This window comes from Devosia lacusdianchii, from assembly GCF_022429625.1.
Taxonomy (GTDB): Bacteria; Pseudomonadota; Alphaproteobacteria; order Rhizobiales; family Devosiaceae; genus Devosia; species Devosia lacusdianchii.
Genome location: NZ_CP092483.1, coordinates 612,709 through 629,503, shown reverse-complemented (window position 1 = coordinate 629,503; position 16,795 = coordinate 612,709). Strand labels below are relative to the sequence as shown.

The window sequence follows — 16,795 nt, the reverse complement described above, 5'->3', positions numbered from 1 at the left end:
AGCCTCCCCCATCGAGGGGGAGGTGCCGCCCGGTGGCACGGCAAGATCGTGCGCCGACGCGAATGGGGTTTCCGAAAGGACATCGATCATGACCGCCACAGTTCAGCGCCTGCCCACGACGACCGCTCCGATGCCCACCAAAGCCGAGGTCTTCGCCCTGCCCAAACCGCCATCGCGCCCTGGCTCGTGGTCCAAGACATTCGGCACGCTTGCGGCCAACATCGTGCCGCCACTGGTGGTGATCGCGCTGGTGCTGGTGATCTGGCAAATCCTGTGTGCATCGCCGAGTGCGTCGCTGCCGTCGCCGAGCCAGGTGTGGACCGATGCCGGTGAACTGCTGATCAGCCCGTTCTTCGATTATGGGCAAGGTGATATCGGGCTCGGCCTGCGGGTGCTCACATCGCTGCAGCGTGTCGCTATCGGCTTCGGCATTGCGGCGGTGGTGGGTGTCACCATCGGCGCCGTCATCGGTCAGTCGATCTGGGCGATGCGCGGGCTCGATCCGATCTTCCAGATCCTGCGCACGGTGCCGCCGCTGGCCTGGCTGCCGCTGTCGCTGGCTGCATTCATGGATTCGGCGCCCTCGGCGATCTTCGTGATCTTCATCACCTCGGTCTGGCCGGTGATCATCAATACGGCGGTGGGCGTGCGCAACATTCCGCAGGACTACCGCAATGTGGCGCGCATCCTGCAGCTCAACCAGGCCGAGTTCTTTTTCAAGATCATGATCCCGGCCGCTGCGCCGTACATTTTCACCGGCCTCAGGATCGGCGTTGGCCTCAGCTGGCTCGCCATCGTCGCGGCGGAGATGCTGACCGGCGGCGTGGGCATCGGCTTCTTCATCTGGGATGCGTGGAACAGCTCGCGTCTCTCCGACATCATCGTGGCGCTGGTCTATATCGGGGTCGTGGGGTTCATCCTCGACCGGCTGGTAGCTGGTATCGGCGCCTTCGTCACCCGCGGCACAGCTGCGAACTGAGGAGCCAGCAATGACCTATCTCAAGATCGAAAACGTCGACAAACACTTCGACCGTGGCGGCGTACGCTCCGAGGTGCTGAAGGATGTCAGCCTCGACATCAGGCAGGGCGAGGTGATCTCGATCATCGGCCATTCCGGCTGCGGCAAGTCGACATTGCTCAACCTGATTGCCGGCCTCACCGAAGTTTCCTCGGGCGGCATCCAGTTGGAGGGGCGCGAGGTCAACGGCCCCGGGCCGGAGCGCGCCGTGGTGTTCCAGAACCATTCGCTGCTGCCCTGGCTGACCGTCTACGAGAACGTCAACCTCGCCGTCGCCAAGGTTTTCGGCAAGACCAAGACCGGCTCCGAGCGGCATGACTGGATTATGCACAATCTCGATCTGGTGCAGATGAGCCACGCCAGGGATAAGCGACCGACCGAGATTTCGGGTGGCATGAAGCAGCGCGTCGGTATTGCCCGGGCGCTGGCCATGCAGCCCAAAATCCTGCTGCTCGACGAACCCTTCGGGGCCCTCGACGCTCTGACCCGCGCGCATCTGCAGGATGCGGTCATGGACATCCAGAAGCGTCTGGGCAGCACGATGATCATGATCACCCATGATGTCGATGAGGCGGTGCTACTCAGCGACCGCATCGTGATGATGACCAATGGCCCATCGGCCCGGATCGGGGAAGTGCTCGAGGTGCCGCTGGAGCGGCCGCGCCAACGCCTCGATCTGGCGGCCGACCGGATCTACCTCAAATGCCGCGAGGCGGTGCTCAAGTTCCTCTATGAGCGCCACCGGTTCGTCGAAGCCGCCTAGGAGCCCGCAATGACCGAAAAACTCGTCATCATCGGCAATGGCATGGCCCCCGGCCGCGCCCTCGAAAAACTGTTCGAGACCGACCCGGGCCGCTACAGCGTCACCATTTTCAACGCCGAACCGCGCGTCAACTACGACCGCATCATGCTGTCGCCGGTGCTGTCGGGCGAGAAGTCGTTCGAGGACATCATCATCCATGGCGACGCCTGGTACATCGAAAACGAGATCATGCTCTACAAGGGGCACCGGATCGTCGAGATCGATCGCGACAACCGCATCGTGCGCTCCGAACAGGGCGCCAGCGCGGAATACGACAAGCTGATCATCGCCACCGGTTCTGTGCCGTTCATCATCCCGGTGCCCGGCCACAAGCTGCCGGGCGTGCTCAGCTATCGCGACCTCGATGACGTGCACGCCATGATGCTGGCCGCCAAGTCGCGCGGCCATGCGGTGGTGATTGGCGGGGGTCTCCTCGGGCTTGAGGCGGCGGCGGGCCTCATCAACCAGGGCATGACAGTCACCGTGCTCCATATCTCGCCGACGCTGATGGAACGCCAGCTCGATCCGGCGGCGGGTTACCTGCTGCAGCGCGAGCTGGAGCGGCGCGGCATCGAGGTGATTACCAAGGCCAATACCAAGGAAATCCTGGGCGACAGCCGTGTCGAGGCTGTGCTGCTGGACGACGGCACGCGTATCAAGGCGGATCTCGTTGTCATGGCCGTGGGCATTCGACCCAATGCCGGACTGGGCAAGGAAGCTGGGCTCGCGGTCAATCGCGGCATTGTCGTCAATGACCAGATGCAGACCTCGGACCCATCAATCTACGCGCTGGGTGAGTGCGCCGAGGTCGGCGGCATGTGTTACGGGCTGGTGGCGCCGCTCTATCAGCAGGCCAATATCGTGGCCGCGCATCTGGGCGGCGATCACGACGCGGCTTTCGTGCCGCAATATACCGCGACGCGCCTCAAGGTGACGGGCATCGACCTCTACTCTGCCGGTGATTTCGGCGAGGGTGAGGACCGCGAGGAAATCGTGCTGCGCGACGCGACGGCCGGCGTCTACAAGCGGCTCATCCTCAAGGACGATCGCATCATTGGCGCCGTCCTTTATGGCGAAACCGCCGATGGCCCCTGGTTCTTCGACATGCTGAAGAACCAGACCGATACACGCGAGATGCGCGATACGCTTATCTTTGGCCAGGCTTATCAGGGGGGCTCCCCGCTGGACCCTATGGCGGCCGTTGCAGCATTGCCGGATGAGGCAGAGATTTGCGGCTGCAACGGCGTATGCAAGGGCAAGATCACTGGCGCCATCGCGGCCAAGGGGCTGACCAGTCTCGATGGCGTGCGCGCCCATACCAAGGCCTCGGCCTCGTGCGGTTCGTGCACGGGGCTGGTCGAACAATTGCTGCATGCGACGCTGGGCGATGCCTATAACCCGGCCGCCGTGCAGCCCATGTGCCCCTGCACCGAGCTGGGGCATGACGATGTGCGCCGGCTGATCATCGCCAAATCGCTGAAGTCGATCCCGGCTGTCATGCAGGAGTTGGAGTGGAAGACCTCCTGCGGCTGCGCCAAGTGCCGGCCGGCGCTCAACTATTACCTCGTGGCCGATTGGCCGGGTGAATACGAAGATGACGGCCAGTCCCGCTTCATCAATGAGCGTGTGCACGCCAATATCCAGAAGGATGGCACCTATTCGGTGGTGCCGCGCATGTGGGGCGGCATGACCAATCCCAAGGAATTGCGCGCCATTGCCGATGTCGCCGAGAAGTTCGCCATCCCCGCCGTCAAGGTCACTGGCGGCCAGCGCATCGATCTCTTGGGTGTCAAGAAAGAGGACCTTCCCGCCGTTTGGGCCGATCTCAATGCCGCCGGCATGGTCTCGGGCGCCGCCTATGCCAAGGGGTTGCGGACGGTCAAGACCTGCGTCGGCTCGGACTGGTGCCGCTTTGGCACGCAGGATTCGACAGGGCTGGGCATCCGCATCGAAAAGTTCATGTGGGGCGCGTGGACCCCGGCAAAGCTCAAGCTCGCCGTCTCCGGCTGCCCGCGCAATTGCGCCGAGGCCACCTGCAAGGATATCGGGGTCATCTGCGTCGATTCCGGGTACGACATCCACTTTGCCGGCGCGGCGGGGCTCGACATCAAGGGCACGGAATTGCTGTGCCACGCCGACAGCGAGGACGAGGCGCTGGAGATTATCGTGGCGCTGACGCAGCTTTACCGCGAGCAGGGCCGCTATCTAGAACGCATCTACAAATGGGCCAAGCGCGTCGGCACGCCGTCGATAACAGCCAATGTGGTCACCGATCGCGAGAAGCGCCGGATGTACTACGAGCGCTTCGTCTATTCGCAGACGTTTGCGCAGATCGACCCGTGGGAAGAGCGCGTCAACGGCAAGGACGCCCACGAATTCGCTGCCATGGCCGAGTTCGGCATGCCCGTAGCAGCGGAGTAGAGCTATGACCAATTGGATCGAAATCGGCACCGTCGCCGCCATTCCGCGCCGTGGCGCGCGTTGCGTCAACACGCCATCAGGCAAGATCGCGGTGTTTCGTACGCAGGAAGACCAGATCTTCGCCATGGAAAACCGCTGCCCGCACAAGAACGGGCCGCTCAGCGAGGGCATCGTGCATGGCGCCTCGGTGACCTGTCCGCTGCACAATTGGGTGTTTGACCTCGAAACCGGCAAGGCCATGGGCGCCGATGAGGGTGAGGTGCGCACCTATGCGATCGACGTGGTCGATGGGCGGATTTTCATCGCTGATGAGATCATGGCGGTGGCGGCGGAGTGATGGTGCGCATGGCCCACCCCCACCCCGCTCTCGCATCCCTCCCCACAAGGGGGAGGGAAGGCAGGGGCCGCAAATCCGGCGCTATTGTGTGGATCGCGCAGTCGTCTCCCTCTCCCTTGTGGGGAGGGATCAAGGGTGGGGGTGATCTCGCAGCAACCCCGGTGTCTTCATGACCACAACCCGCACCACCTGCCCCTATTGCGGTGTCGGTTGTGGCGTCCTCGCCACGCCGCAGCCGGATGGTACCGTCGCCATATCAGGTGATCCAGATCACCCCGCAAACTATGGCCGCCTTTGCTCCAAGGGTTCGGCCTTGGGCGAGACGCTCTCGCTGGACGGCCGCCTGCTCTATCCCGAGGTCAAAGGCCAGCGCAGTAGCTGGGATGACGCCCTCGACCTGGTAGCCACGACCTTCAGCCGGGCCATCGACGAGCATGGCCCCGATTCCGTCGCCTTCTATGGCTCTGGCCAACTCCTCACCGAGGACTATTACGTCGCCAATAAGCTGATGAAGGGCTTCATCGGCTCGGGCAATATGGATACCAATTCGCGCCTTTGCATGGCCTCGTCAGTGGCCGGACACAAGCGCGCTTTCGGCTCGGATACCGTCCCCGGCAATTACGAGGATCTCGAACTGTCCGACCTGGTCGTGCTGGTCGGCAGCAATCTAGGCTGGTGCCACCCGGTGCTTTATCAGCGCATCGTCAAGGCTAAGGCCGAGCGCCCTGATATGCGGGTCGTACTGATCGATCCGCGCCGGACGGTCAGCGCCGATATCGCCGACCTGCATCTGGCAGTGCAGTCAGATGGCGATAGTGCCCTGTTTGTCGGCTTGCTCGGCTATCTCGACAGCAACGGTATCACAGCGCCGGGTTTCGTTGCAGATCACACGTCGGGTGTGGAAGCGGCGCTGCTGGTGGCGGAGGATTGGCCCGTCAGTCGGGTTGCCAGCGCCACGGGCCTGTCCGAGAAGTCAGTCGAGCTGTTCTACACCTGGTTCGGCAAGACCGAGAAGGTCGTCACCATCTATTCACAGGGCGTCAACCAGTCATCCTCGGGCACTGACAAGGTCAATGCCATCATCAACTGCCACCTGCTGACCGGCCGTATGGGCCGGCCGGGCATGGGACCGTTCTCGGTCACCGGCCAGCCCAATGCCATGGGTGGTCGCGAGGTGGGCGGGCTGGCGAACATGCTCGCCGCGCATATGGACTTCACGCCCGAAGCCATCGAGCGTGTTGGCCGCTTCTGGGGGAGCGACAGCGTTGCCAGCAAACCCGGCTTCAAAGCCGTCGAACTTTTCTCCGCCATGGCCCGTGGCGAGATCAAGGCGATCTGGATCATGGCGACCAACCCGGTCGATTCCATGCCCGAAGCGGACGCGGTTCGTGCCGCGCTGGCCACCTGCCCCTTCGTCGTCGTGTCCGACATGTCTGGTCGCACCGATACCGGTATTGTCGCTCATGTCCGCCTCCCGGCGGCCGGCTGGGGCGAAAAGGACGGCACCGTTACCAATTCGGAACGACGCATTTCGCGCCAGCGACCGTTCCTTGCGCTGCCGGGCGAGGTGCGCCCCGACTGGTGGATCATCAAGGAAGTCGGCAAGCGCATGGGTTTTGCGCAGGTGTTCGACTATGCCACCCCGGCGCAAATTTTCGCCGAGCATGTGGCGCTTTCGGCTTTCGAGAATGATGGCAGTCGGGACTTCGACCTCTCCGGCCTTTTGGGCGCGGATTATGCTACTCTGCCCCCAACGCAGTGGCCCGTCCGGAACAAGCCGGCCGCGCGAATGTTCGGCGACGGCCGTTTTTTCACGCGCGATCGCAGGGCCCGCTTCGTGCCAGTGCTGCCGCCGCCGCCCTTCGTGCCAGCGCCGGGCAGCTTTATTCTCAATACCGGCCGGGTGCGCGACCACTGGCATACGATGACACGTACCGGCAAAACCGCACGCCTATCGGCCCACTACGCCGAGCCGTTCGTTGAAATCCACCCTGATGATGCCGAGGCTCTCAATATCCGCCGCGCCACGCTGGTGCGCCTGAGCAATCGCCATGGCAGTGCTGTGGTTCGCGCGCTGGTGACGGATCGGCAGCGGCGCGGGCACCTGTTCGTGCCGATGCACTGGACCGACCACTTCGCCTCGAATGGCCGCGTGGATGCCCTGGTGACGGCCAAGGTGGACCCTCACTCGCATCAACCGGCCCTGAAGATGGCGTTGGCGCATGCCGAGCCGTTCTATACCCGCATGCACGGCTTCTTCGTCGCCCGCACGCGGCCGCTGCTCTCTGGTCTCGACTACTGGGCCACGGCTGAGGCGCCGGGCGGCATGCGGGGCGAGATCGCCATGACCAGCGAACCGACCAATTGGGACGCCTGGATCCGCGCCGCCTTCGAACTCCCGACCGACGCAAACCTGATCTCGCTGCACGATGCCCATTCCGGTCGCCGCAATGTCGCGTTGATCGAAGATGGCAGGTTGGTTTTCGCGCTCTATCTGTCACCCGACCCCGTGCTGGTGTCGCGGCAATGGGCGGTGGGTCTCTTGGCCGCCGAGAGTATCACCGGCTCGGCCGTGCTGGCCGGTCGGCCCGGCGCCGACATGCCTGATAGCGGCGCCATCGTCTGCTCCTGCTTCTCAGTGGGCATCAACACTATCACTGCCGCTGTCATCGCAAAGGGCTGCACAACCGTCGAGGCGGTGGGCGCCTATACCAAGGCCGGCACCAATTGCGGCTCCTGCCGCGCTGAAATCAGGGGGATCATCGATGCACATCGTCTCCAAGCCGCGGAGTAATGCCCGGATAACGCCGCTGGCGGTGTTGCCGTTCTTCTTCGATCTGGCCGGCAAGCGCGTCGTGGTGATGGGCGGCACCGAACCGGCCTGCTGGAAGATCGAACTCTTGGCCGCCGCCGGTGCCCATGTGGAGGTCTTCTCGCCGATTGCAGAATGGTGCGACGATCTCGTCGCTTTGGCGGAGGCCGGCGCGGTCGCCGGCAGCATCAGCCTGATCGACCGGGAGTGGACCGACGCGGACTTGTCGGGTGCCGTACTGGCGGTGGCCGATATCGAGGATGACGAGCAAGCCGTCGCCTTCACCGCCGCCGCGCGCGACGCCGGCGTGCCCTACAATGTCATCGACCGGCCCGAATTCTGCCAGTTCCAGTTCGGCTCCATCGTCAATCGCTCGCCCGTCGTCGTTGGCATTTCCACGGCCGGCGCGGCGCCAATCCTTGGGCAGGCGGTGCGCCGTCGCATCGAGACGCTGCTGCCGGCGACGCTGAGCGTCTGGGCCCAGTTGGCACAATCGGTACGCGCCAGCGTGATGGATCGGCTCGATGCCGGGCCGCAGCGACGAGCATTCTGGGAACGACTGGTCGATCGTGCCTTCGGCGATGCGGCGCCAACACCCATGGATGGCGACATGGATGCCATTGTCGCCGCGCCGGCGATGGGTCGCGTCACGCTGGTCGGCGCCGGTCCGGGCGATGCGGACTTATTGACCATCAAGGCGGTGCGGGCGCTGCAAGCGGCCGATGTCATCCTGTTCGACGACCTGGTTTCGTCTGACGTGCTGGAACTGGCCAGGCGCGAGGCCAAGCGCATACTGGTGGGCAAGCGCGCCGCCCGCGAAAGCTGCCGCCAGGACGATATCAATGCGATGATGCTGACCCTGGCGCGGCAGGGCAAGCATGTGGTTCGCCTCAAATCGGGCGATCCGATGATCTTCGGCCGTGCCGGGGAAGAGATCGAGATGCTGAAACGGCACGGCATTGCGGTGACTGTGGTGCCCGGGGTTACTGCTGCGCTGGCGCTGGCCAGCGGCCTCGGCATCTCGCTCACGCATCGGGACCATGCCCAATCGGTCCGTTTCGTCACCGGCCATTCCCGCCAGGGCGTGCTGCCAGAGACGCTGGACTGGGCAGCCCTGGCGGACCCTGTCACCACCAGTGTCTATTACATGTCGCGACGGACCATGCCACAGATTGTCCAGCATCTGCGCGACCAGGGGATGCAGGCCACTACGCCCGCGATCATTGCGGCCAATGTCGGGCGGGCCGATCAGCAGGTTTGGCGCGGCACGATCGAGCAGGCGGTGGTTGCAGTCGAGGCTTTTTCGCTGGCAGCGCCAACGATCTTTGCAGTCGGCGACGCCCTGCGGCAGCCGCGAGAGACTTTCGCCCTACCCGATGGCGTCGCGGCGAACGCCTAGCCGATCAGCGCCGCCGCCGGCAGACGCTCGCGCCTGACCTGGGCTTCGGCTGGAAGCGGACCGACGCGCCAGGCGGTGACCAAGCGGCGGTCGGCGCTAATGGCATGCTCCTTGACGAGTTCGGCCGCCACCTCGGGGTCGTCCGCAAGCACTGACATGGGCCAGGTCTGGAGCCCCAGTGCAGACAGTTCGAGCTGGCGGCGATAGAGCGAGCGGCCGGTCTGCACGGGATGCTCATTGATCGGACGATGGAACAGCAGGACAGCCATAGCGCCCAGCGTATGGCGCTCTTCCGACATTAGGCCGCCGAACACCCCAATCAGGTCGAGCACGCCGAATAGCGGCTGGCGCAGCACCATGCCGGCGCCCAATGCCTCGAAGCCCGACATGCCCATGGCTGGGGCCGAAAGGCCGTCGACGCCAAAGCGGGGATCAGATCGTGACAGGCGCATCCAGGACAGGAGTTCGTTGCGGTAGGGGGCATTGCGGTAGAAGGCGAGGCTGGTTCGCTCATTGACCCTGGAGATGACGGCCATGGCGGCGGGCTCGTGGACGAGACCGATATCGTCGTGTTGAGCTGCCCACTGCGTCAGCGACTGCGACAGTGCGATTGCGGCCGGCGCGAAGCCACGGCGCCAGGTGGTACGGCGTGACATTTCGGGCGCAAGCGGGTCGGGCGAGGCACCGCCTCGGGGCACGATACGCAGGCTATCCCCGGGCTCGAGAGCGCCGACCAGCCCGCGATTGGAGAGCGCGATCATCGTGCCTTCAAGGGCGGCGCCAACGGAGACCTCCAGGTCGCGGCCGGTGGGGTCGCCGATCTTGAGACGGCGGGTCTGGTCGGCGCTGAGGCGGATCGCTCCGTCGGGATCGAAATGCCAGCGGGTGGGCTGGGTATTGTGGACGCTGGGGGCGAGATTGGCGGTCGCGGCGATATCCAGAAGATCGGCAGGGGTGATCTTTTCCATGGAATTACAACGACTTGCGGAACAGATGCAGGCGATGCAGCGGTTTGCCGCCGAGGTAATCCATCAGACGCAGGCTGCCCTTGTTCTCGTCCCAGACCCAGGTGATACCGACCTGCTTGTAGCCGGCGGCGAGCATGGCGGGCAGCAGGTTGACGAGCATGGCGCTCATCACGCCCTTGCTGTGGAGGTCATGCCGGACCGAGGCATAGACGACCAGGGCGCGCTTGCGGCGGAACAGGTTGACGATGAAGTGCCACGGAGTCAGCCAGGACATCTGGCTGCGGGTGGCGCGGATGAAGGGGTTGAGATCTGGGATGACCAGGGCGATGGCGGCAGGCTTGCCCTCGTGGTGGATGACCGAGGTGATACGCGGATCGATGATCCATTTGAGCTCCTTGGCCTGAAACTCGAACTCTTCCGCAGTGAGCGGCACGAACATGGGATTGTCGCTGAAGCCACTGTTGAGCAGTTCGCGGGCCTCGGCCAGTCGCTGGGGGATTTCCTTGCGGGTCACGCGGGCGAAATGCCAGTCGGGCGAGCTGAGTATTTCCTGCTGGGCTGGACCTAATATGCTCAGTGGATTGAATTTTTCGAGGTCAACCTCGAAGGTCCGCATAGGGAAGTAAGCCTCGTAGCCGCTGTCGGCGAGGAGGCGGGCGATGTGGGGTGGGCTATAGACCTGGTCGACATAGGGGGTGTGTTCGAAGCCCCCGGTCATGACGCCGATCTGCTGCATGGCGGTCAGGTTGAAATTGCCGGCTATGGTGTCGAAGCCGCGCTGGCGGGCCCAGGTTTCGGCGGCATTCAGGAGGGTTTTGGCGGCTTCGGCGTCGTCGGCGACGTCGAAATAGCCGAAGTAGGCGGTGTTGGTTTTGTGCAGGGCATTGGAGGCGGGGTGGATGTGGGCGCTGATGCGGCCCACAGTTTTGCCATGCCGATGAACGGAAAATAACGCGAAATTGCCGGGCGCAGGGAAGAGCGGATTTTCGCCCACGGTGAAGAAGCGGCGAAGGTCCGATTTCATCGGCGAAACATAGGGCGTGTTCTCGCCATAGGCCTCGAAGGGGGCGGCGAAGAATGCTTCGAAGTCGCCCTCACGCAGCTCCATCGGCACGGTCCTTCCTTGTGGCAATCAGCATGGCCATGCGCTGGACCAGTCCCAGTTCGGTTTCGACCGCAGCGCGGCGACCGATAGAGGGCAATGCCGCCGCTGCAATGACCAGGGGCGTATCGCTCAGCAGGATCAGGTGGCTGGCGTCGTAGGTGGTGAAAAGACTGTCGAACTGTTGGCGGGTCTCATCAGGGATTGTGTGCAGGTCGCCGCGGCTGAGGACGGGTTTGCGGGCAAAGGTGGCGCGCAGGGCGGCGGCGTCGAAATCGGCAAGCTGTTCGCCCTCGATCAAGGTCGAACCATGCAGCGGCGAGTCGGCGGCGATCGAGGCCATGAAGCGGTGGAGATCGGTCGTATCGGCGCCGACCAGGGCCTTGAGCACGTCGTCGCGACGGCTCTCGGCAAAGGCGCGGGCGGCTTCGTTGAGCACGAGGGCGAGGATGCCGCTGCACAGCGCCATGGCGGTGACCTGGACAAAGAAGCCCCGATCCATCTGCGACATCTGGGTCGCTGCGGCGCCGATGATGGCCGCGAGCACGGCGGTGATGATGAAGGCCAGCCCGGCCTCGCGCCGGCTGGAGGTGGCGCTGGCTGGGCCGATGGCCATCCAGCAGAAGAACAGGATCGCCACGCCCGAGGCGCGGATGGGAATGACTTGTTCAAAGATGCCATAATCGCTGGCGAGGAACACGACGAGCACCGGCAGCGCGAAGCGGATGCGGGCGATGATGCGCTGTTCCTGCACGGTCAGGCTATCGTCCTTGCCTGTCAGGGCAAGCACATAGATGGCGACGAAACCGGAAAGCTGGAAGGCCAGCAGCGCATAGAGTGGAAAGGCCAGGCCGAAGCCGATAAAGGCGAAGAGGCTGAAGATGACGCCACCGATCAGCGCCGCGTATTTCAGCAGTTGCGGCGCGTGGCGGCGCTGCAGGCCTTCGAGCACGGTGAGCGAGACCAGCGGTATCCAGGCGGCAGCGAGCCGGGTGAGAGTTTCGAAGATGCCCAGACCCAGATTCCAGAACAGCAGGCGCATGGCTAGCACCAGCGACACCAGGCTCAATGCATAGACGAGGCGGCTCCTGAGGCCATCCTGGGTGGAGCGGGCGCGGATGACGGCGATAGCGGCCAGCGTGCCGGCAAGGGCAGCGGCGGAAACGACGCTATCGGCGAGGAGCGAGTGCTGGATGGTCACGCGGCGCCCGTGAGTTCGGCGATCTTGCGGCGCGCTATGGGGGTGATGATGGCGGAGAGAATGCCCGGCAGTGGCCGTTCGACCTTGCCTTCATAGGGATTGAAGAACCAGCCGCGGCAGTCGGTTTTGGTCTGCTGACCAAGGATCAGCGCGATGGTTTCGTAGGCCATCAGCATGCCTGTGGTGATGACCATGGGAGCGAAGGACATGCGCTTGCGCTTGCCCGCAGCCATTTCGCCGGCGAGCTGCATGTCGATATATTTGCGCGCCGAGGAATGGACCATGACGTGCTCGATTTCGCGCATGAAAGCCTCGCCGCGCTGCTCGGCGGTGAGGGCATTCCAGGCCGTGCCGATGGTCGGATAGTCAAGGCGTTCCTCGGGCATCGGGTCGGAGGGGCGGGTGACATAGACCGAAGGCAGTGAGGAGGCGTAGGCGTCGATCACCGGTTTTCCGGCGGCGCGTGCGGTGCGGTAGAGGAGCAGGCTGGCGGCGAGGTCATCGGTGCCGTTGATGGTCACGGCAGCGGCGGCAATGCTTTGCTCGACGTGATCGGGCCAATCGTCCTTGTAGACGGTGACCTCGATCTCGGGATTGATGGTCTTGATGATCTCGGCGGTGGCTTCGGCCTTGTGGCGATCGACGGTGTTGAGGAAGGCAAAGACCTGCCGGTTCATGTTGCCGATTTCGAAGGTGTCGATATCGGCGAGGATCAGTTTGCCGATGCCCGCGCGGGCCAGGGCGAGGATGGCCGCGCCGCCCATGCCGCCGGTGCCGCAGACGAAGACGGTGGCGTTGCGCAGTTTTTCCTGGCCCGCCGCATCGACGAAGCCAAGATTGCGGTTGGTGAATTCGGCGTAGGAGAAGCTCATGATCGGGTCCGGGGGCGCAGGCGGCCGAATTCTCTGGTGGCGTCGAGCCAGTGGATGATGGGCAGCACGGCGCGCTGCACCAGCGCCATGATGGCGGCACCCGCAACGAGGCCGAGGGCGCCCTTGGGCACCATATCGGTGAGGTAGCGCCGGGCGGCCGCCATATCGAGCTTGCCGATCTGGATCACGTCATCGCCCCTGGCGTAGTCGAGCTGGGCGGCGCAGAAGTCGTTGAACACAGGCTTGCGGTGTTTCTGGGCCACCTCGAAGGACTTCTTGAGACTGTCCGAGCCGCCGGTATAGGCATTGGTGATGACGAAGCGGTCTTCATCAAAGTCCGCCTCGGTGCCGACGCCGAAGACATAGCGATGGGCGCGCATGATCTGGCGGGCCAGCACCAGATGGCGGAACTTGCGCGGCGATTGGCTGGCGGGATCGGGATAGACCTCGGAAAAGGTCTCGGTAACCATGCCCACGACGGCGGGCACCTGCGTGACATTGGAAATCCAGATCGGGCGCCCCTGATTGCGGATGAACAGCAGGAAGCAGGTGAGGCCGTACAGCACCCAGCTCAGGCCCTTGCTGCGCTGGTCCGGGTCAACCATGACCAGACCCAGATGCAGCAGCTCGACCGGGCGGCCATCGAGTTCGAGGGGAATGACGGGCAAGGCGTTGAAGGCGATCGGCGCGCCGGTCTTGCTGTCGGTCACGAGGGTAATGAACGTGCTTTCGAGGCGAGACTTGTCACCCGAGAAGATGCCGTATTCGAGGTCCTTGTCGTTGAGGGTGCGCGAGGCGATCTGGCGCAATTGTGCGATCAATTCGGCCAGCTTGTCCGGCGCCATCCACAGGCCGGGGCGCTCGACGATGCGCATGCGACGGCCCTGACCAACGGGCAGGCCGAGATCGAGATATCGCCGCTCCATCCTGCCTGATCTGCCCCGTGCGATATGTTGACGACGATCGGTAGCACATCGGTGGTGTCGATCAATGGGCGAGGTGAACCATGACGATGGCGTGGCCGGGCGGTCCCTTCCCGTTGAGTCGGTGTTTCCTCTGTACTTGCGGCCACCCACCGGGTCATTCCGGCGAAGGCCGGAATCCATGTTCGACAGACACCGCAAACTCAGTGTCTTTGGCGATATGCGGAGATGGATCCCGGCCTTCGCCGGGATGACACCGAAGAAAAATTGCGAGATCGAGGCTTCAAAAGTGAACTGTCTAAGGGGAGAGAGGCGGCTGCCCACGCTTCACCTGTTGCGAACAAAACCGGAATAGTCTCCCCTCAGACCTTCAATTTCAGGGACCGATTCGGTGCTCGCCAGCCTCAGCTATCTCGATAAGCTCAACCCCGAGCAACGCCGTGCGGTGGAGCATGGCGTTGGGGAGATCCGACCCGGACCATTGCTGGTCATTGCCGGCGCCGGATCGGGCAAGACCAATACGCTGGCGCATCGGGTGGCGCATCTGCTGGTCAATGGCGCCGATCCGCGCCGCATCCTGCTGATGACGTTTTCGCGGCGAGCGGCCAGCGAAATGAGCCGCCGGGTCGAGCGGATCACGGCGCAGGTGATGGGCAAGAATTCGGGTGTTATCACCGATGCGCTGAGCTGGGCCGGCACGTTTCATGGCATCGGCGCGCGGCTGCTGCGCGAACATGCCATGCAACTCGGGCTCGATCCGTCCTTCACCATCCATGACCGCGAGGACTCGGCCGACCTGATGAACCTGGTGCGGCATGAACTGGGATTGAGCGAGGCCAAGAGCCGGTTTCCGACCAAGGGGACCTGCCTTGCGATCTATTCGCGCGTCGTCAATGCGCAGGGTGAGCTGGAGACGGTGCTCAAGGACACGTTTCCCTGGTGCGCTATGTGGGCGACTGAATTGCGGACCCTGTTCGGCGCTTACGTGGAGGCCAAGCAGGCGCAGAACGTGCTCGATTACGACGATCTGCTGCTCTACTGGTCCGGCATGATGGCCGAGCCGGCTATAGCGGCCGAGGTTTCTGATCGGTTCGATCATGTGCTGGTGGACGAGTACCAGGACACCAACAGGCTGCAATCATCGGTGCTGCTGGCGATGCGGCCGAACGGGCTCGGGCTGACGGTGGTGGGCGACGATGCACAGTCGATCTACTCGTTCCGCGCCGCGACGGTGCGCAATATTCTCGACTTCCCCACGGCGTTCAGCCCACCGGCCGATATCGTGACGCTCGACCGCAATTATCGCTCGACGCAGCCGATCCTGAGCGCCGCCAATGCGGTGATCGAGCTGGCCAGCGAGCGCTTCACCAAGAACCTGTGGACCGAGCGGCAATCGGACGCCAAGCCGCTGCTGGTGACGGTGCGCGATGAGGCCGACCAGGCGCGCTATGTGGTGCACAAGGTGCTGGAGGCGCGCGAGGGCGGTATGACGCTCAAGGATCAGGCCGTGCTGTTCCGCACATCGAGCCATTCCGGGCCGCTGGAGATCGAGCTGACGCGGCGGAATGTTCCGTTCGTCAAATTCGGCGGGCTTAAGTTTCTCGATGCCGCCCATATCAAGGACCTGCTTGCCATTCTGCGCTGGGCGGAAAATCCGCGCGACCGGGTGGCGGGCTTCCGGGTGCTGCAATTGCTGCCCGGTGTTGGACCCGGCACGGGGGGCAAAGTACTCGACGCCATGGCCACCGGACCCGATCCGATCTGGGCGCTGGGAGAAATTCCGGCACCGCCGCGCGCCGCCGAAGGCTGGAGCGGGCTGGTCGAGCTGATGGGGCGGCTGGGCAAGCGCGACGCGGGTTGGCCGATCGAACTGGGCTATGCGCGGCTGTGGTACGAGCCGCTGATGGAACAGGCCTATGAAGACGCGATGGTGCGGCAGGCCGATATCCTGCAGCTTGAACAGATCGCGGCGGGCTATGCCAGCCGTGAGCGCTTCCTGACCGAGCTGACGCTCGATCCGCCCGACGCGACCAGCGACCAATCCGGGGTTCCCTCGCTGGACGAGGACTACCTGATCCTCTCGACCATCCATTCGGCCAAGGGGCAGGAATGGAAGGCCGTGCATGTGCTCAATGTTGTCGATGGCTGCATGCCATCGGACCTGGGGACCGGTTCGACGCATGAGCTGGAGGAAGAGCGGCGGCTGCTTTATGTGGCGATGACGCGGGCGCGGGACGAGTTGAATCTGATCGTGCCGCAGCGGTTTTTCGTGACGCAGCAACACAAGCACGGCGACAAGCATCTCTATGCCCAGCGCACGCGCTTTATCCCACGCGTGATGGTGCCACTGTTTGAGGACATCCTGTGGCCGCCGGTGACGCCGGCTTATATCGAGGGGCTGTCGCCCGCCCCTGCCCGCATGGATATCGGGGCCCAGATGCGGGGCATGTGGAGCAAATAGCCGACCGCGAATAAAAACATTCCGATTCAGGAATGGCAAACGCTTGGATGGTATGAGTACGGACTGACCCGCTGAATGGGCCACCCGGCGCTATCCTGGCCCGGCGTGCGACATGGGGTGGTGGACTTTGGCTTCCCCCTGGCAAATCCTGGCCGGCAATCTGGCCGTCGTGGCACTGTTCGTGCTCGGCTGGGCCCATGCCCGCTATTGGCTGCGAAACATGCCACGCCCGCTGCGGTTGGTGCTTTTCGGCGCCACCATGGGCGCTGGCGCGATCGCATCCATGAGCATGGCGGTGCCCTTCGCGAGCGGTATTTTCTTCGATCTCCGCTCGGCGCTGCTGATCGTTGCTGCCTTTTTCGGCGGCCTGCCGGCAGCACTGATCAGCGCCGCGATCGCCCTGGCCTATCGCCTGGTCATGGGGGGGCCGGGGCCTGGACGGGTGTGGGCGGAATTCTGCTGACCAGTGGCGTGGGTCT

At 63.9% G+C, this 16,795-nt stretch carries 13 protein-coding genes; 8 read left to right on the top strand and 5 right to left on the bottom strand.

What is annotated here, in order from left to right; translation table 11 throughout:
- The first annotated feature begins 88 nt into the window (after positions 1-88).
- From ntrB to cysG, 6 genes are all read left to right on the top strand, one after another.
- Positions 89-979, top strand: a complete 891-nt coding sequence (ntrB, locus tag MF606_RS03070) for a nitrate ABC transporter permease (protein ID WP_240232185.1) — start codon at positions 89-91, stop codon at positions 977-979.
- Between the two features lie 10 nt (positions 980-989).
- Complete coding sequence (locus MF606_RS03065; RefSeq protein ID WP_240232184.1) at positions 990-1,781, top strand: ABC transporter ATP-binding protein; 792 nt, start codon at positions 990-992, stop codon at positions 1,779-1,781.
- 9 nt (positions 1,782-1,790) lie between these two features.
- On the top strand, positions 1,791-4,241 hold the full coding sequence (nirB, locus tag MF606_RS03060; protein WP_240232183.1) for a nitrite reductase large subunit NirB: 2,451 nt from the start codon (positions 1,791-1,793) through the stop codon (positions 4,239-4,241).
- A 4-nt stretch (positions 4,242-4,245) separates the two neighbouring features.
- The gene (gene nirD, locus MF606_RS03055; protein WP_240232182.1) at positions 4,246-4,578 is read left to right on the top strand and encodes a nitrite reductase small subunit NirD; all 333 of its coding nucleotides are present in this window, start codon (positions 4,246-4,248) and stop codon (positions 4,576-4,578) included.
- A gap of 169 nt (positions 4,579-4,747) precedes the next feature.
- Positions 4,748-7,372 carry a nitrate reductase gene (locus MF606_RS03050; protein WP_240232180.1) on the top strand — a complete coding sequence of 875 codons (2,625 nt, stop codon included), beginning with the start codon at positions 4,748-4,750 and terminating at the stop codon, positions 7,370-7,372.
- Entirely contained in the window at positions 7,344-8,789 is a 1,446-nt protein-coding gene (cysG, locus tag MF606_RS03045; RefSeq protein ID WP_240232179.1) for a siroheme synthase CysG, read from the top strand. The genes MF606_RS03050 and cysG overlap by 29 nt, the downstream gene beginning before the upstream one ends.
- Here cysG and MF606_RS03040 read toward each other — a convergent pair.
- From MF606_RS03040 to MF606_RS03020, 5 genes are read right to left on the bottom strand one after another with little or no spacing between them, the layout of a single operon-like run.
- Positions 8,786-9,757 (bottom strand): hypothetical protein, encoded by a 972-nt coding sequence (locus tag MF606_RS03040; RefSeq protein ID WP_240232178.1) that lies wholly within the window; start codon positions 9,755-9,757, stop codon positions 8,786-8,788. The genes cysG and MF606_RS03040 overlap by 4 nt on opposite strands.
- Positions 9,758-9,761: 4 nt before the next feature.
- Complete coding sequence (locus MF606_RS03035) at positions 9,762-10,865, bottom strand: GNAT family N-acetyltransferase (protein WP_240232177.1); 1,104 nt, start codon at positions 10,863-10,865, stop codon at positions 9,762-9,764.
- Positions 10,852-12,060: a hypothetical protein gene (locus MF606_RS03030; protein WP_240232176.1), complete on the bottom strand. Its 1,209-nt coding sequence runs from the start codon at positions 12,058-12,060 to the stop codon at positions 10,852-10,854. Before MF606_RS03030 ends, MF606_RS03035 begins: the two co-directional genes overlap by 14 nt.
- A complete protein-coding gene (locus MF606_RS03025; protein ID WP_240232175.1) occupies positions 12,057-12,932 on the bottom strand; it encodes a HesA/MoeB/ThiF family protein in 876 nt (291 codons plus the stop codon). The genes MF606_RS03030 and MF606_RS03025 overlap by 4 nt, the downstream gene beginning before the upstream one ends.
- The gene (locus MF606_RS03020; RefSeq protein WP_240232174.1) at positions 12,929-13,858 is read right to left on the bottom strand and encodes a hypothetical protein; all 930 of its coding nucleotides are present in this window, start codon (positions 13,856-13,858) and stop codon (positions 12,929-12,931) included. The genes MF606_RS03025 and MF606_RS03020 overlap by 4 nt, the downstream gene beginning before the upstream one ends.
- A gap of 388 nt (positions 13,859-14,246) precedes the next feature.
- Between MF606_RS03020 and MF606_RS03015 the strand changes: the two genes are divergently transcribed.
- Entirely contained in the window at positions 14,247-16,316 is a 2,070-nt protein-coding gene (locus MF606_RS03015) for an ATP-dependent helicase (RefSeq protein ID WP_240232173.1), read from the top strand.
- Between the two features lie 112 nt (positions 16,317-16,428).
- Positions 16,429-16,779 (top strand): LytS/YhcK type 5TM receptor domain-containing protein, encoded by a 351-nt coding sequence (locus tag MF606_RS03010; RefSeq protein WP_240232172.1) that lies wholly within the window; start codon positions 16,429-16,431, stop codon positions 16,777-16,779.
- The last annotated feature ends 16 nt before the right edge of the window (positions 16,780-16,795 follow it).

Coding starts and splice junctions, on each gene's coding strand:
- MF606_RS03065 (WP_240232184.1), top strand. CDS start 990: ATGACCTATCTCAAGATCGAAAACGTCGACAAACACTTCGACCGTGGC.
- MF606_RS03010 (WP_240232172.1), top strand. CDS start 16,429: ATGGGGTGGTGGACTTTGGCTTCCCCCTGGCAAATCCTGGCCGGCAAT.
- cysG (WP_240232179.1), top strand. CDS start 7,344: ATGCACATCGTCTCCAAGCCGCGGAGTAATGCCCGGATAACGCCGCTG.
- MF606_RS03020 (WP_240232174.1), bottom strand. CDS start 13,858: ATGGAGCGGCGATATCTCGATCTCGGCCTGCCCGTTGGTCAGGGCCGT.
- MF606_RS03025 (WP_240232175.1), bottom strand. CDS start 12,932: ATGAGCTTCTCCTACGCCGAATTCACCAACCGCAATCTTGGCTTCGTC.
- nirD (WP_240232182.1), top strand. CDS start 4,246: ATGACCAATTGGATCGAAATCGGCACCGTCGCCGCCATTCCGCGCCGT.
- ntrB (WP_240232185.1), top strand. CDS start 89: ATGACCGCCACAGTTCAGCGCCTGCCCACGACGACCGCTCCGATGCCC.
- MF606_RS03040 (WP_240232178.1), bottom strand. CDS start 9,757: ATGGAAAAGATCACCCCTGCCGATCTTCTGGATATCGCCGCGACCGCC.
- nirB (WP_240232183.1), top strand. CDS start 1,791: ATGACCGAAAAACTCGTCATCATCGGCAATGGCATGGCCCCCGGCCGC.
- MF606_RS03050 (WP_240232180.1), top strand. CDS start 4,748: ATGACCACAACCCGCACCACCTGCCCCTATTGCGGTGTCGGTTGTGGC.
- MF606_RS03035 (WP_240232177.1), bottom strand. CDS start 10,865: ATGGAGCTGCGTGAGGGCGACTTCGAAGCATTCTTCGCCGCCCCCTTC.